Source organism: Pseudomonas sp. NPDC089758, assembly GCF_044748705.1.
GTDB classification, from domain to species: Bacteria; Pseudomonadota; Gammaproteobacteria; order Pseudomonadales; family Pseudomonadaceae; genus Aquipseudomonas; species Aquipseudomonas putida_X.
The window spans coordinates 317,557-331,127 of sequence record NZ_JBIVGN010000001.1; the positions used below are offsets into that span (position 1 = coordinate 317,557).

Here is a 13,571-nt window from a genome sequence, read left to right on the forward strand (position 1 = left end):
CGATTGGGCCACGGCAGGCCGCCCTAGCGTTTCATGCACCGCTGGTAACGCTCATCCACCCTCCCCGCAAACCACGCCGTGGTCAGCTTGCGGGTGATCTTCGGGCTTTTCAGCTGGATCCCCGGCAACCTGGCGCGCGGCACCGGCTTGCCGGCGGCCGCGTCAGCCAGGGCGAACACTCCGCTGTACAGTTTGCTGTCTTCGAAGGCCAGGCTGTCGCCCAGCTCCAGCTGGCTGCGGATCTGCGGGTGACGCAGCCCCAGCTTCACACTCAGCTTGCGCGCTGCCTGCTCGGTATTGCCTGGCATGATCGCGCCGGGGGCGATCAGGTCGCCATCCAGGGCCAGGGGCACACCGGTCACCTTGCTCAGGGCTGCCTGAAACGCGGCATTGCGGCTGGCGTACCAGCCGGCGTTGAAATCGGCGAAGCGATAGAGCTGGCGCTCGTAGTGCGCGGGGTAACCCAGCAGATGCCCGATGCCGAAATACATGCCGCCACGACGGCTGAAGACTTCTTGGCGAATGGTGCCGTCGTAGGTGTAGGGGTAGTCCTTGGCGTGCTGCTCGGCAAACTCGACGCTGACCTGCATCGGCCCGCCGGTGTGCACCGGGTTCAGCCCACCCAGCAAGGTCCGGCCCAGCGGTAAACCGGTGATGAACTCGTCGTACAGCGCACTCAGTTGTTTCTCACTGCGCACGGCGAGCAGCCGCTGCTGATAAGTCTGGCCATTGCCGGAAGCCGTATTCAGTGCACCGTCCACCAGCAACCGCGGGATATGCAGGCTCGCGGCGCGTCGGTCGACCTCGGCACGCGCAATGCGCCCAAGGTTGGGGACCTGCGGGTCGGCGTTGAACGTCGATTCCTGTTCGGTCACTGCCAGCACCGCACACAGGTTGCTCTTGCTCGGCGCGATGCGCTGGGCTTCGAACGCCACCTGGATATCCTTGGCCCAACCCTCGCGGTCCTTGGCCTGGGCCGGCAACAAGCGCAGCAGCTGGGCACGCACCTTGGCGGGGTCGGCCTCGGGCTCCTCCTCGCGACGCCCGGCGCAGCCCTGCAGCAGCGCCAGGGCCATCAACCCGGCCGCCAACAGCCGGCCGTTCAGGGTTGCTCCCCGACCAGGTAGGTCTTGCTGATGTGGCGAAACTGCGGATGGCTGGCGTTGCCCATGAGTTCGAACAGCACCATTTCGCGGGTGACTACCTGCGCACCGGCCTGGCGCATCCGCGCCAGCCCTGCAGCCTTGTTGGCCAGGGTACGGCTGTCGCAGGCATCTTCGACCAGGAACACCTGCTTGCCCAGAGCCAACAGGCCGAGCACGCTCTGCAGCACGCAGACGTGGGTTTCCATGCCGCACACGATCACTTGCTCTCGCGCCAACAGGCTGGCTGGCAGGCACTGGGCGGCAACGCAGGAAAAATGGGTCTTTTCCACGACTTCAGCCGCAGGGGCGGCTGCAAGAAGTTCGGGCAGGGTATGCCCCAGGCCTTTGGGGTACTGTTCGCTGATGACGATCGGCAGCGCGAGATCGGTGCAGGCTGCCAGCAGCCAGCGGGCCCGGGCGCGGGTGCCCTCGGCATCGCTCATGGCGCCGATGAGCTTTTCCTGGATGTCGACGACCAGCAGCGTGGCCTTGTGGGGATCGATCAGCATTGTCTGCCTCTTGCCTGGGAAAACACCTAGCCTCCCCCAGGCAAGCGGCAACGTCAATCAGGCGCAGAGCCGATGCGGCGCCAATGCTGCAGTCAGCGCCGTGAGCACGCGGTCCTCCTGCTCATGGATGAAGAAGTGGCTGCCCGCAAACATCTGCAAGGTGAACGCACCCTGGGTTTCCTGGCCCCAGGCGCGCAGCTGCGCTTCACTGGCGCGGTCGTCTTGCCCACCCAGCACATGCAGCGGGCACGCCAGCAGAGGCCTCGAGCGGTAACGGTAACGGCCGCAGAGCAGAAAATCGGCACGCAGGATCGGTAACGTCAGGCTCATCAGCTCAGCGTTGGCCAGCACCTCCTCCGGCGTGCCATTGAGCGCCCGCAGTTCGTTGCGCAGCTCGTCATCGCTCTTGGGGTCGCGCCAGTTCTTGCCGTCGTAGTCTTCACGCCGGGTCGGCGCCGCTGTACCGCAGGCGAACAGAGCCACCGGTGGCGGGCAGCCCAGCGCCTGCAGCTCGTGGGCCAGCTCAAAGGCCAGCAGCGCCCCCAGGCTATGGCCGAGCAACGCATAAGGTGCGGCAGCGGCCAGGCGCTGCTCGGCCGCCAACTGCTGGGCCAAGGCCTGCATGTCGGTGTGCAACGGCTCGCCCATGCGTGCGCCGCGCCCAGGTAATTCGACCGGGCGTACCTGCAGCCAGGCGGGCAACTTGCGCCGCCAACGGATGAAGACCATGGCACTGGCCCCGGAATAAGGCAGGCACAGCAGGTTGAGCGCGGTCACTGTGCGGCAGCGTCAGCCATCTTCTGACGCAGGCTCAGCGGGCGCATATCGGTCCACACTTCATCGATGTAGGCCAGGCAGTCCTTTTTCAGCCCGCTCTTGCCCACAGCGCGCCAGCCGTTGGGGATCGCCTTGTAATCGGGCCAGATGGAATATTGCTCTTCGTGGTTGACCACTACCTGGAACTGGATATCGTCGCGGTCGAAAACGGAAGTCATTGCCTGTCTCCTTGAGTGATGGATGCCGCTACGCACCTGGCGTAGGGCGGCTCTCTGGTAGACGTAGGAAGCTTCCCGAAAATTAGCGATTGGCATGACAACATCTGGGCCTCAGGCATCCCTGAGCAAGTCATGGGTGTCCAGCAAGCGGTAAGCCACCTGCGGGTTGCGCTCCAACCCTCGCCGGATGGCCGCCGGAATCGACTGGCGGGTCTTGCGGCACAAGCCAGGCTGGTCGTCGAGTTCGATGACGATTCCGCGCATGGTCCGCACCTCGTTGTAACCGGGAGCGATGTGAACCCGGATGCCCAGGTTCTCGTACATCCTGGCCTGCAAGCGCTGCAGGTCATCGAGGTCCTTGAGGTTTTCCAGCCGCTCAATCAGGCGCTTCTCCTCCTGGCGGGTGAGCAAGAGGATGCGCTGGGCCGCAGGCGGCTGCGCGGCCAAGTGCTCGCGGCCGCAGTCACAGGCGCCAGGTGGGCAAGGTTGGCGTAAGGCAGGTGCTGTGCTCATGGGCCAAGCATAGCGCGTCGCGGCGAGCGCATGAGCAGCAAAATTGGCGGCTGACCCCACAACGGCTAAAGCTGCGCCAGCCGCTCGCGCAAGAACTCGACGAACCCCTGCACCGGCCTGGCCACCTGCCGATGCTGCGGATACACCGCCGACAATTGCAACGCCGGCGGCGTCCAGTCTTCCAGCACCCTCACCAGGCGCCCGTCCGCCAACGCCTGCCCCACGATGAAGGTCGGCAGGTAAGTCACCCCCATCGCGGCAATCGCCGCGTCCCTGAGCAACTCACCGTTATTGGCGCGCATGCGGCCGGCCACTGCGATTGCCTGAGCCCTGCCCCCTTGGGTGAACTGCCATTGCACTTGCCGTGAATGGCCATAGGGCAGGCAGTCATGCTCGGCCAGCAGCTCGGGCCGCTGCGGCGCGCCCCGCACCTGAAGATACGCAGGGCTGGCGCAATACACCCGCTCGACATCGGCAATGCGCCGCGCGATCAGGCTGGAATCCTCCAGTGCACCGATACGCAAGGCCAAATCATAACCCTCGCCGATCAGGTCCACGGGCCGATCGCTCAGGTCCACCTCCACATTCACCTGTGGGTGCAAGCGCAGGAACTCGGTCAACAGGCACCCCAGGTGCGCCATGGCGAACGACAACGGCGCGCTCAAGCGCAGGGTGCCGCGCAAGGCCTGGGCCTGGCCGCTGATGTCGTGCTCCACCTGCTGCACCTCACCCAGCAAGCGCAAGGCCGACTGGTAGTAATGCTGGCCCAGCGGGGTGGCATCCAGGCGCCGGGTGGAGCGGTTGAGCAGGCGTACGCCCAGGCGCTCTTCGAGCTGCATCAGGCGCCGGCTGACCGACTGCTTGGACATGCCCAGGCGGTCGGCGGCGGCGGTAAAACTGCCGGCCTCCATGACCTGGGCAAAAATGCGCATGTCTTCGTACGGGTTCATTGTCTCGCTCTTGGTGACAGTCAAACGCTTTATAGCGGCTTTTTCCCATCATTGCATCTGCCTACTCTACGCACAGGTCGCAGCGATGGCCGCCAAGGCCAGGCGATACGCCCACCCACAACCCGTGCCCAGAAAAGGATTCGCCCATGAACATTGTCCACAATACCCTCAGTGCCGGCCTGCTGGCCTTGTCTGCAACCAGTGCACTGGCAGCAGGTAGCCCAGGCGTCGAGCAGCACACCCAGGCTTTCCTTGAAGCCTTGGAAAAAGGCGGTGGCAAGCCGCTCGAACAACTCAGCCCTAAAGATGCCCGCGCCGTGCTGACCGGTGCCCAGGCGTCGGTGAAGGTGGACCTGTCTGGCATCGAAGTGACAGCACGTACCATCAAGGTCAACGGTGAGGCGATCAAGCTGCAGATCGTGCGCCCGGCCAACGTCAAAGGTGAGTTGCCGGTGTTCATGTTCTTCCATGGCGGCGGCTGGGTGCTGGGTGACTTCCCGACCCACCAGCGGCTGATTCGCGATCTGGTGGTGGGTTCTGGCGCAGTGGCCGTCTATGTGGATTACACCCCCTCCCCAGAGGCGCACTACCCCACTGCGATCAACCAGGCCTACGCCGCGACCCGCTGGGTGGCCGAGCATGGCAAAGCGCTGGGTGTGGACGGCAAGCGCCTGGCCGTGGCCGGCAACAGTGTCGGTGGCAACATGGCGGCGGTGGTCGCGCTCAAGGCCAAAGAGGCCGGCACGCCCCAGTTGCGCTTCCAGTTGCTGTTGTGGCCAGTGACCGATGCCAGCTTCGAGACGGCTTCCTATAAACAGTTTGCCGAAGGCCACTTCCTCACCACAGGGATGATGAAGTGGTTCTGGGACAACTACACCACCGACGCCAAGGCCCGCGAGCAGATCTACGCCTCGCCGCTACGGGCCAGCAGCGAGCAGCTCAAAGGGTTGCCGCCAGCGCTGGTGCAGACGGCGCAGTTCGATGTGCTGCGTGATGAAGGTGAGGCGTATGCACGCAAACTGGATGCGGCCGGGGTGACGGTTACTTCGGTGCGCTACAACGGCATGATTCACGACTACGGGTTGCTGAACCCGCTGAGCGAGGTGCCTGCGGTGAAGGCAGCGATGCGCCAGGCGGCTGGGGAGTTGAAGGCGCACTTGCAGTAAACCAAAGGCATGCCTTGATCGCTCTAGCACCCTCCAGATCGAGCACTGCCCAGGCAGCGCTCGATCTGAGGCGTTCGTGGCGTACAGCGCTTCATTGTTCGCCATACGCCGGGGGCCCCTGCCCGGGCCTCAATGCCCTGCCGACGCCGGCCCGGCCTTGGCAGCGAACGGTGGCTTGGCGAACCACACCAACAGGATCAGGCCGGCGAATACCCAGCCCATCAAGGTGAAGTAGTCCACCGTCGACATCATGTAGGCCTGCCCGTTGAGTATCTGCTCCAGCTGCGCATAGCTTTGCGGGCTTGCCCCGCCCAGCTGCTCCAGCGTGTGCCGCGTCGCCGGGTCGAACTGGCTGATGTTCTCGCTCAGGTAGGCATGATGCTGGTCCGCCCGGCGGATCCAGATCCAGGTGGTCAACGACGCCGCAAAGCTGCCGCCCAATGTACGCAGGAACGTCGCCAGGCCAGACCCGTCGGCGATCTGGTGCGGCGGCAGGTCCGACAGCAGGATGCTCAGGGTCGGCATGAAGAACAGCGCTACACCGATCCCCATGAACAGTTGCACCAGGGCAATGTGCTGGAAATCCACCTCATTGGTGAAGCCTGCACGCATGAAACAGCTGGCGCCGATGGCCAAGAACGCCAACCCCGCCAGCACCCGCAAGTCAAACCGCTGCGCGTACTTGCCCACGAACGGCGACATGATCACCGGCAGCAGGCCGATCGGTGCCACCGCAAGGCCTGCCCAGGTGGCGGTGTAGCCCATCTGCGTCTGCAACCATTGCGGCAGGATCAGGTTGATGCCGAAAAAGCCTGCGTAGCCTCCCACCAGCACAATGGTACCGATACGGAAATTACGGTGCGCGAACAGCCGCAAGTTGACCACAGGATGGCGGTCGGTCAGCTCCCAGATGATGAAGATCGCCAGGAACACGACCGAGATCAGGCTGCCGATGATGATGAACGACGACTCGAACCAGTCCAGGTCATTGCCCTTGTCGAGCACCACCTGCAATGCGCCCACCCCCACGATCAAGGTCAGCAGGCCGATGTAGTCCATCGGCTGGCGGCTGGTGACCACCGGCCGTGCGCGCATCTGCTGACGCACCACTGCGGCCGCGAACAGGCCGATGGGCACGTTGATGAAGAAGATCCACGGCCAGCTGTAACTGTCAGTGATCCAACCGCCCAAAATCGGCCCGGCAATCGGTGCCACCACCGTGACCATCGCCAGCAACGCCAGCGCCATCCCCCGCTTGGCCGGCGGGTAGACAGCGATCAGCAGGGTTTGGGTCATCGGGTAAAGCGGCCCGGCCACCACACCTTGCAGCACACGAAAGCCCACCAGCTCCGGCATCGACTGCGAGATACCGCACAGGAAGGACGCCAGTACGAACAGCAGCGTGGCCCAGATAAACAGTTTGACCTCACCGAAACGCCGGCTGAGCCAGCCGGTCAACGGCAACGCGATGGCATTGCTCACCGCGAACGAGGTGATCACCCAGGTGCCCTGCTCGGAACTCACCCCCAGGTTGCCGGAAATGGTCGGCAAGGCGACGTTGGCGATGGTGGTGTCGAGCACCTGCATGAACGTCGCCAGCGACAGGCCTATGGTGGTCAGCAGCAGGCTCGGCGGGGTGAACTGCGCCGCAGCGTTGTTGCTCATCGTTGCGCCGTCTTGCCAGGGGCACTGTTGTCGTGGATCAGCCGAGCGATCAGACGGTCAGCTTCGACCAACTGACGGTCGTACACCTGGGTGGTGTAGCTGGCCTGCTGCGGCGGCTGCTGGGCCAGGGCCGGGCCACTCTGGTCGTGCAGGTCGACCTCGACCACGGTGGACAGGCCGATGCGCAGCGGGTGGTCCTTGAGCTGGTCCGGGCTGAGGTGGATGCGCACCGGCACACGCTGGACGATCTTGATCCAGTTGCCGGTGGCGTTCTGTGCCGGCAGCAAGGCGAAGGCGCTGCCGGTACCGGCGCCCAGGCTGTCGACCGTGCCGCTGTACTTGACGTCGCTGCCGTACAGGTCAGCGCTGATTTCCACGGGTTGGCCGATACGCATGTCGCGCAGCTGGGTTTCCTTGAAGTTGGCGTCGATCCACACCTCGTCCAGGGGGATGACTGCCATGGTCGCGGTGCCCGGCTGCAAACGCTGGCCGAGCTGCACGGTACGTTTGGCAACGTAACCGGTGACTGGCGCCACCAGCGTGGTGCGTGCGTGGTCCAGGTATGCCTGGCGCAGATCGGCGGCGGCGGCCATGACCTCGGGGTGCGAAGACACCACCGTGTCGTCCACCAGCGCCGTACTGGTATTGAGCTGCTGACGGGCGCTGTTGACGGCGGCCTGGGCCACGGTCAGGTCGTCCCGGGCGTGGGAGATTTCTTCTGCGGCAATCGCGCCGCTGTCGGCCAGCACCTTGCGTCGGTTGTAGTTCTGCTGGGCCTTCTGCAGTTCGGCCTGGCGGGTCTGCAGCTGGGCCTTGAGGGAATCGACGTTGCTGTACAGGCCACGGACCTCTCGCACCGTGCGGGCCAGCTTGGCTTCGGCAGACTGCAGGGCCACCTCGCTGTCGGCGGGATCGAACTGCAGCAGCACCTGGCCGGCGTGCACCAGGTCGCCGTCATCGGCGCCAATGCTGGTAACGGTGCCGGTGACCAGCGGGGTGATCTCCACAACGTTGCCGTTGACGTAGGCGTCGTCGGTGCTTTCGTGCCAGCGCCCGATCAGGCTGTACCAGGCCCAGGCGCCAGCGCCGGCGAGCAGCACCACCAGCAACAGGCCAAGCAGCCAGACTTTGCGCTTGCGCGACGGTTCAGGTGCAGCGGAGGGAGTTGAGTTGTCTGCGTTATTGGCCATGACAATACCTTGGAATATGTAACAGGGATCAACGATCGCCGAAGCGGCGGATCGTCAGAGGGTCGCCGGCACCGAGCAGGACCTTGGCCAGCAGGCCTTCAAGGGTCTTGAGTTCGTCAGGCTGCAGTACGCCGACCAGTTCGTTCATCGCCGCCGCGCCGATCTCTGGCAAGCGGTCGGCCAGGCGTTGGCCTTCGGCGGTCAGGGCCAGGCGTACCTGGCGACGGTCGTCAGCGCAGCGGTTGCGCAAGATCAGGCCCTTGTGCTCGAGGCGGTCGAGCATGCGGGTCATCGAGCCGCTGTCCAGGCCCAGATAGCGGCAGACCTCGGCCGGCGTATCCACCTGGTACTGGGTGACGATGATCAACACCTTGAACTGCGCGGCGGTGACGCCTTCTGATTCGAGGTGCCAGTCGAGAATGCGGTCCTTCAGGATGGCCGCACGGCCCAACAGCATGCCGATGGCGCAGGACTGGAAGTTTTGCGGGGTGAAATGGGACATCGGCAGCAGCTCGGACAATTGTGTAAAAATATTACTGCCTAGGCAGCAAATGTCAAAGCTTTCATTAGGGGGCTATGGAAATAGCCTGGGAAACCCGCAGGTGACCGGGAAAGGTTCTCAAACGCTGAAAAACACGGGTGAACCCGATGAAAAACACACACAACTGATAGTCATTCGCCATTACCTCGGTTCTCGGGAGCCCCCTGGCAGGAGTAGAATGCGCAAAACCCGGAGCCGCAATGAACCAAGACCGCCTCAATCCCAGCCCTGACGATGCCATCACCGACGCCGCCGCGCAGTGGTGCATGCGCCTGCACGCCGACGATTGCACCCCGGCCGAGCGCGAGGCCTTCGCCCGCTGGTTGGCAGCGGACCCGCGCCACCACGACGAATACAAGGCGATGCTGGAGATCTGGTTCACCGCCGACCTTTTGCCGCGCAACGCCACGGTCGTCGACTTCAACCCGCCGCCGCGTCAGGTGGCGAGGCGGCGCCATCATTGGCGGCCAATGGCCTCGGCGGCAGCCGTCGCCCTGCTGGTTTTGCCCCTGGCGGGCTGGATCGGCTGGATGCAAGGCTGGCTACCCAACCACTACCAGCACGTAGAAGCAGGCAGCCAGGCACGGACGGTCCAGCTGAGCGACGGCAGCACGGTGGAGCTCAACCTCAATACCGAACTGACCTACTTCAACTTCAGGGACCAGCGCCAGGTCACGCTCACGCGAGGCGAAGCGTTCTTCAAGGTGCAGCATGACAGCAGCCACCCGTTCATCGTCCGAGCCGGCCAAGGCCAGACCCGGGTCACCGGCACCCAATTCAACGTGTGGAAGTATCAGGACCAGGTCAAGGTCACCCTGGTGCAGGGGTCGGTGCTGGTCAGCAGCGACGGCAGCACCGGCGGCTACCGCCTGGGCCCCGGCATGCAGGCCAGCTATCGTACCGGCGACTTCGAACCGCAGCTGGCCCAGAACGAAGACCACGGCAACAGCCTGGCCTGGCGCCGCGGCCAGCTGGTGCTCGACAACCTCAGCCTCGAACAGGCACTGCCGGTGATCAACCGCTACCTCGATGCGCCCCTGCTGCTGGCCGATGCCAGCACCGGCCGCATCCGCATCAGCGGCATCTACAACACCCGTGAAGTCGGGCGCCTGGTGGACAACCTGCCCAAGGTGCTGCCGGTGTACCTGACCCGCAGCAAGGACGGCAGCACCGTCCTCAACAGCATTTCCCCACCGCCCGACAAGGGCTGATGGCCTAGAGCGTCATCGCCGCCAACCAGCCAAACGCCAGCAGTGGCAGGTTGTAGTGCAGGAAGGTCGGTACCACGGTGTCCCAGATGTGGTGATGCTGGCCATCGACGTTGAGCCCCGAGGTTGGCCCCAGGGTCGAGTCCGATGCCGGCGAGCCTGCATCGCCCAGGGCACCGGCGGTGCCGACGATGCACACGGTGGCCAAGGGGTCGAAGCCCAGTTGCACGCACAGCGGCACGAAGATCGCCGCCAGAATCGGCACCGTCGAGAACGACGAACCGATGCCCATGGTCACCAACAACCCCACCAGCAGCATCAGCAAGGCACCAACGCCCTTGCTGTGGTCGATCCATTGCGCCGAGGTTTCCACCAGGCCTTGGACCTCGCCAGTGGCTTTGAGCACCTCGGCGAAACCCGAAGCGGCGATCATGATGAACCCGATCATGGCCATCATCTTCATGCCTTCGGTGAACAGGCTGTCGGTGTCTTTCCAGCGCACGATGCCCGACAGTGAGAAGATCAGGAAGCCGACCATGGCACCGATGATCATCGAGTCCAGCCACAGCTGAACGATGAACGCCGCGGCGATCGCCAGCCCGGCCACCAGCAGGGTCAGCGGGTTGTACTGCACGCTGACCTGCTCGACCTGCTCGATGCGCGCCAGGTCATAATCACGCTTTTTGCGGTAGCTGAAGCACACCGCCAGCAGCAAGCCGGCCAGCATGCCCGCTGCCGGAATGGCCATGGCATGGGTGACGTTGACACCGCTCACATCGATGCCGGCGCGGGCAACGTTGGCCAGCAGGATCTCGTTGAGGAAGATGTTGCCGAACCCCACCGGCAGGAACATGTAGGGCGTGATCAAGCCAAAGGTGATCACACAGGCGATCAGCCGGCGGTCGATGCGCAGGCGGGTCAGGACATACAGCAGCGGCGGCACCAGCAGCGGGATGAAGGCGATGTGAATCGGCAGGATATTCTGCGACGACACCGCCACCACCAGCATCAGGCCGATCAGCAGCCACTTGACCTTGCCGCCGGTGGCCTGCCCCTGGCGGTCGATCATCGCCAGCGCACGGTCGGCCAGGGCGTGGGCCAGGCCGGACTTGGCGATGGCCACGGCAAAGGCGCCGAGCAAGGCATAGGACAACGCCACCGTGGCGCCCCCGCCCAGGCCGCCGTTGAAGGCCTTGAGCGTTCCCTCCATGCCCAGGCCGCCGACCAGGCCGCCGGCCAAGGCGCCGATGATCAAGGCGATGACCACGTGCACCCGTGACAGGCTGAGTATCAGCATGATGCCTACCGCGGCAATCACTGCATTCATGGTTTGGCTTTCCTCGTAGCTGCAGACAAAAAGCGCGCACTCTGCAGCACTGGGGCACAGATGTCAAAAGCGCCAGAGGGCGGCGTATTACGCGGGCCGGCAAATTTAAATTGAATGTTTGAATAAAGAAAAACCACAGAGCGCCGATATAACGCAGGGGCTGAGCCCCGACCGAGATCCAAAGCCAAACCCTTACCCTCAAAAAAGGGACGCCCCATGCCTTTGCGACAACTTTCCATCCAGTGGAAGATCACCCTGCTTGCCGGCCTGTGCCTGGCCAGCATCGTCACACTGCTCGTCGGCCTTTCGCTCTACCGCATGGACCACAGCTCGGACCTGGTCAAAGCCAGCAGCGAGAAGATGCTCAGTGAAGCGGCGCGGGCGCGCATCGAGTCGCAAGGCGAAGTCCAGGCCCTGAACATTCGCCGCCAGTTCATGGATGCCTACCAGTACGGTGCCGGGTTCGCCCGCCAGGTGCTGTTCCTGCGTGAGCAGGCGGAAAAGCGTTTTCTCGATGCCTACGACCTGCGTGAAGACATGACCCGCCAGGTTCGTGCAGCCCTGCAGGCCAACCCCGAGTTGCTGGGCCTGTCGCTGGTGTTCGAACCCAATGCGCTGGACGGCAAGGACAGCCTGTTCACCGGCCAGCCCGAGCTTGGCAGCAACGAGACCGGGCGTTTCGCCCTGTACTGGTCGCAACCGCGGGCCGGCCAGCTGACCGCCATGGCCCTGCCCGAACACGACATGACCAACACCGAGATCGGCCCCAGCGGCCAGCCCGCCAACACCTGGTGGGTGTGCCCGCGCAGCAGCGGCAAGGTGTGCGTGGTGGAACCCTATTTCTACGACATCGACGGCCAGCGCGTGCTGATGACCAGCATCGTCTTCCCGCTGGCGGTCAACGGCAAGGTGATCGCCACCCTGTCCATCGACATCAACCTCAACAGCCTGCAGGCCCTGAGCCAGGAAGCCAGCCGCAGCCTGTACGAAGGCCGCACCACGGTCGGCATCCTCAGCCCCGTGGGCCTGCTGGCCGGCTACAGCGCCGACGCCAGCAAGCTGGCGCAGCGTTTCGACCAGGTCGACACCGGCAAAGGCGCCGAACTGGTACGTAAGCTGGCCGAGGGTAAATTGAGCGTCCACCACGACCAGCAACGCCTCAAGGTACTCGCGGCGTTCCAGCCGATCCCCGGCGCCCAGCCATGGGGTGTGCTGCTGGATGTGCCGGAAAACGCCCTGACCGGCCCGGCCGAAGCGCTGAAACAAGAGCTCGACGCCCTGAACACCAGCGGCACCCTGCTGGAACTGGGCCTCGGCCTGGGCGCTGCGATTGCCGGCCTGCTGCTGGTGTGGCTGATGGCCCGTGGCGTGACCCGGCCGATCCTCGGGGTGGCGGCCATGCTCAAGGACATCGCCAGTGGCGAAGGCGACCTCACCCGCCGCCTGACCTACGACAAGCACGACGAGCTCGGCGAACTGGCCGGTTGGTTCAACCGCTTCCTGGACAAACTGCAGCCGACCATCGCCGAGGTCAAACGCTCGGTGCAGGCAGCCCGCGGCACCGCCGATCAGTCCTCGGCAATTGCCACGCAAACCAGCGCCGGCATGGAGCAGCAATACCGCCAGGTCGACCAGGTGGCCACAGCCTCGCACGAAATGAGCGCCACGGCCCAGGACGTCGCCCGCAGCGCCGCCCAGGCTGCCCAGGCGGCGCGCGATGCCGACCAGGCCACCCGCGAAGGCCTGGCGGTGATCGACCGCACCACCCACAGCATCGACACACTGGCCGCCAACATGAGCCAGGCCATGAGCGAAGTCGAAGGCCTGGCGCAGAACAGTGAGAAAATCGGCTCGGTGCTGGAGGTGATCCGTTCGATCGCCGAACAGACCAACCTGCTAGCGCTCAACGCCGCCATCGAAGCCGCCCGTGCCGGCGAGGCCGGGCGTGGTTTCGCGGTGGTGGCCGATGAAGTGCGTAACCTGGCGCAGCGCACCCAGGAATCGGTGGAAGAAACCCGCCAGGTCATCGAGGCACTGCAAACCGGCACCCGCGAGGTGGTCGGCGCCATGGACAACAGCCACCGCCAGGCCCAGGGCGGCGTCGAGCAGGTCGGCCAGGCGGTTACCGCGCTGCAACGTATCGGCCAGGCCGTGACCGTGATCACCGACATGAACCTGCAGATCGCCTCGGCCGCCGAAGAACAAAGCGCGGTGGCCGAAGAGATCAACAGCAATGTCGCGACCATACGTGATGTCACCGAATCGCTGTCGGGCCAGGCCAACGAATCGGCGCGGGTCAGCCAGTCGCTCAACAGCCTGGCCAATCAGCAGCAGGCGTTGATGGATCAGTTCCGCGTCTAAG

General features: G+C 64.5%; 13 protein-coding genes and 1 pseudogene. 4 read left to right on the top strand and 10 right to left on the bottom strand.

Annotated features, from left to right (window positions below; all coding sequences use genetic code 11):
• Window positions 1-23: 23 nt before the first annotated feature.
• The 6 genes from ACIPZH_RS01510 to ACIPZH_RS01535 all read right to left on the bottom strand — a co-directional run bounded on the left by ACIPZH_RS01510 (window position 24) and on the right by ACIPZH_RS01535 (window position 4,112).
• Window positions 24-1,076: a DUF1615 domain-containing protein gene (locus ACIPZH_RS01510; RefSeq protein WP_400634770.1), complete on the bottom strand. Its 1,053-nt coding sequence runs from the start codon at window positions 1,074-1,076 to the stop codon at window positions 24-26.
• 26 nt (window positions 1,077-1,102) lie between these two features.
• Complete coding sequence (locus ACIPZH_RS01515) at window positions 1,103-1,654, bottom strand: hydrolase (RefSeq protein WP_267822975.1); 552 nt, start codon at window positions 1,652-1,654, stop codon at window positions 1,103-1,105.
• Window positions 1,655-1,711: 57 nt separating this feature from the next.
• Window positions 1,712-2,431, bottom strand: a complete 720-nt coding sequence (locus ACIPZH_RS01520; RefSeq protein WP_400634772.1) for a thioesterase II family protein — start codon at window positions 2,429-2,431, stop codon at window positions 1,712-1,714.
• On the bottom strand, window positions 2,428-2,649 hold the full coding sequence (locus ACIPZH_RS01525) for an MbtH family protein (RefSeq protein ID WP_012313972.1): 222 nt from the start codon (window positions 2,647-2,649) through the stop codon (window positions 2,428-2,430). The genes ACIPZH_RS01520 and ACIPZH_RS01525 overlap by 4 nt, the downstream gene beginning before the upstream one ends.
• A 111-nt stretch (window positions 2,650-2,760) precedes the next feature.
• Entirely contained in the window at window positions 2,761-3,162 is a 402-nt protein-coding gene (locus ACIPZH_RS01530; protein ID WP_241806417.1) for a hypothetical protein, read from the bottom strand.
• Between the two features lie 65 nt (window positions 3,163-3,227).
• Window positions 3,228-4,112 (bottom strand): LysR family transcriptional regulator, encoded by an 885-nt coding sequence (locus ACIPZH_RS01535; protein WP_400634774.1) that lies wholly within the window; start codon window positions 4,110-4,112, stop codon window positions 3,228-3,230.
• 146 nt (window positions 4,113-4,258) lie between these two features.
• Here ACIPZH_RS01535 and ACIPZH_RS01540 point away from each other — a divergent pair, with 146 nt between their 5' ends.
• Window positions 4,259-5,278: an alpha/beta hydrolase gene (locus ACIPZH_RS01540; RefSeq protein ID WP_400634776.1), complete on the top strand. Its 1,020-nt coding sequence runs from the start codon at window positions 4,259-4,261 to the stop codon at window positions 5,276-5,278.
• 129 nt (window positions 5,279-5,407) lie between these two features.
• Here the strand turns inward: ACIPZH_RS01540 and ACIPZH_RS01545 are convergent, their stop codons facing one another.
• From ACIPZH_RS01545 to ACIPZH_RS01555, 3 genes are read right to left on the bottom strand one after another with little or no spacing between them, the layout of a single operon-like run.
• Window positions 5,408-6,943 carry a DHA2 family efflux MFS transporter permease subunit gene (locus ACIPZH_RS01545; RefSeq protein WP_400634778.1) on the bottom strand — a complete coding sequence of 512 codons (1,536 nt, stop codon included), beginning with the start codon at window positions 6,941-6,943 and terminating at the stop codon, window positions 5,408-5,410.
• Window positions 6,940-8,133, bottom strand: coding sequence for an HlyD family efflux transporter periplasmic adaptor subunit (locus ACIPZH_RS01550; protein ID WP_267822960.1), 1,194 nt, complete (start codon window positions 8,131-8,133; stop codon window positions 6,940-6,942). Before ACIPZH_RS01550 ends, ACIPZH_RS01545 begins: the two co-directional genes overlap by 4 nt.
• A gap of 28 nt (window positions 8,134-8,161) precedes the next feature.
• Entirely contained in the window at window positions 8,162-8,635 is a 474-nt protein-coding gene (locus ACIPZH_RS01555; protein WP_349974372.1) for a MarR family transcriptional regulator, read from the bottom strand.
• Between the two features lie 239 nt (window positions 8,636-8,874).
• Here ACIPZH_RS01555 and ACIPZH_RS01560 point away from each other — a divergent pair, with 239 nt between their 5' ends.
• Complete coding sequence (locus ACIPZH_RS01560) at window positions 8,875-9,885, top strand: FecR family protein (RefSeq protein WP_400634780.1); 1,011 nt, start codon at window positions 8,875-8,877, stop codon at window positions 9,883-9,885.
• 4 nt (window positions 9,886-9,889) lie between these two features.
• Here ACIPZH_RS01560 and ACIPZH_RS01565 read toward each other — a convergent pair whose 3' ends face one another.
• Window positions 9,890-11,209 carry a Na+/H+ antiporter family protein gene (locus ACIPZH_RS01565; RefSeq protein ID WP_400634782.1) on the bottom strand — a complete coding sequence of 440 codons (1,320 nt, stop codon included), beginning with the start codon at window positions 11,207-11,209 and terminating at the stop codon, window positions 9,890-9,892.
• Window positions 11,210-11,746: 537 nt separating this feature from the next.
• Between ACIPZH_RS01565 and ACIPZH_RS01570 the strand changes: the two are divergent.
• Window positions 11,747-12,712: pseudogene (locus ACIPZH_RS01570) on the top strand (HAMP domain-containing protein); the annotation flags it as partial.
• 102 nt (window positions 12,713-12,814) lie between these two features.
• A complete protein-coding gene (locus tag ACIPZH_RS01575; protein WP_372490482.1) occupies window positions 12,815-13,570 on the top strand; it encodes a methyl-accepting chemotaxis protein in 756 nt (251 codons plus the stop codon).
• Window position 13,571: the final 1 nt, after the last annotated feature.

What these genes read in the sequence shown, in the direction of transcription:
- ACIPZH_RS01510 (WP_400634770.1), bottom strand. Translation starts at nt 1,076, where the DNA reads ATGGCCCTGGCGCTGCTGCAGGGCTGCGCCGGGCGTCGCGAGGAGGAG.
- ACIPZH_RS01515 (WP_267822975.1), bottom strand. Translation starts at nt 1,654, where the DNA reads ATGCTGATCGATCCCCACAAGGCCACGCTGCTGGTCGTCGACATCCAG.
- ACIPZH_RS01525 (WP_012313972.1), bottom strand. Translation starts at nt 2,649, where the DNA reads ATGACTTCCGTTTTCGACCGCGACGATATCCAGTTCCAGGTAGTGGTC.
- ACIPZH_RS01530 (WP_241806417.1), bottom strand. Translation starts at nt 3,162, where the DNA reads ATGAGCACAGCACCTGCCTTACGCCAACCTTGCCCACCTGGCGCCTGT.
- ACIPZH_RS01535 (WP_400634774.1), bottom strand. Translation starts at nt 4,112, where the DNA reads ATGAACCCGTACGAAGACATGCGCATTTTTGCCCAGGTCATGGAGGCC.
- ACIPZH_RS01540 (WP_400634776.1), top strand. Translation starts at nt 4,259, where the DNA reads ATGAACATTGTCCACAATACCCTCAGTGCCGGCCTGCTGGCCTTGTCT.
- ACIPZH_RS01545 (WP_400634778.1), bottom strand. Translation starts at nt 6,943, where the DNA reads ATGAGCAACAACGCTGCGGCGCAGTTCACCCCGCCGAGCCTGCTGCTG.
- ACIPZH_RS01550 (WP_267822960.1), bottom strand. Translation starts at nt 8,133, where the DNA reads ATGGCCAATAACGCAGACAACTCAACTCCCTCCGCTGCACCTGAACCG.
- ACIPZH_RS01555 (WP_349974372.1), bottom strand. Translation starts at nt 8,635, where the DNA reads ATGTCCCATTTCACCCCGCAAAACTTCCAGTCCTGCGCCATCGGCATG.
- ACIPZH_RS01560 (WP_400634780.1), top strand. Translation starts at nt 8,875, where the DNA reads ATGAACCAAGACCGCCTCAATCCCAGCCCTGACGATGCCATCACCGAC.
- ACIPZH_RS01565 (WP_400634782.1), bottom strand. Translation starts at nt 11,209, where the DNA reads ATGAATGCAGTGATTGCCGCGGTAGGCATCATGCTGATACTCAGCCTG.
- ACIPZH_RS01575 (WP_372490482.1), top strand. Translation starts at nt 12,815, where the DNA reads ATGGAGCAGCAATACCGCCAGGTCGACCAGGTGGCCACAGCCTCGCAC.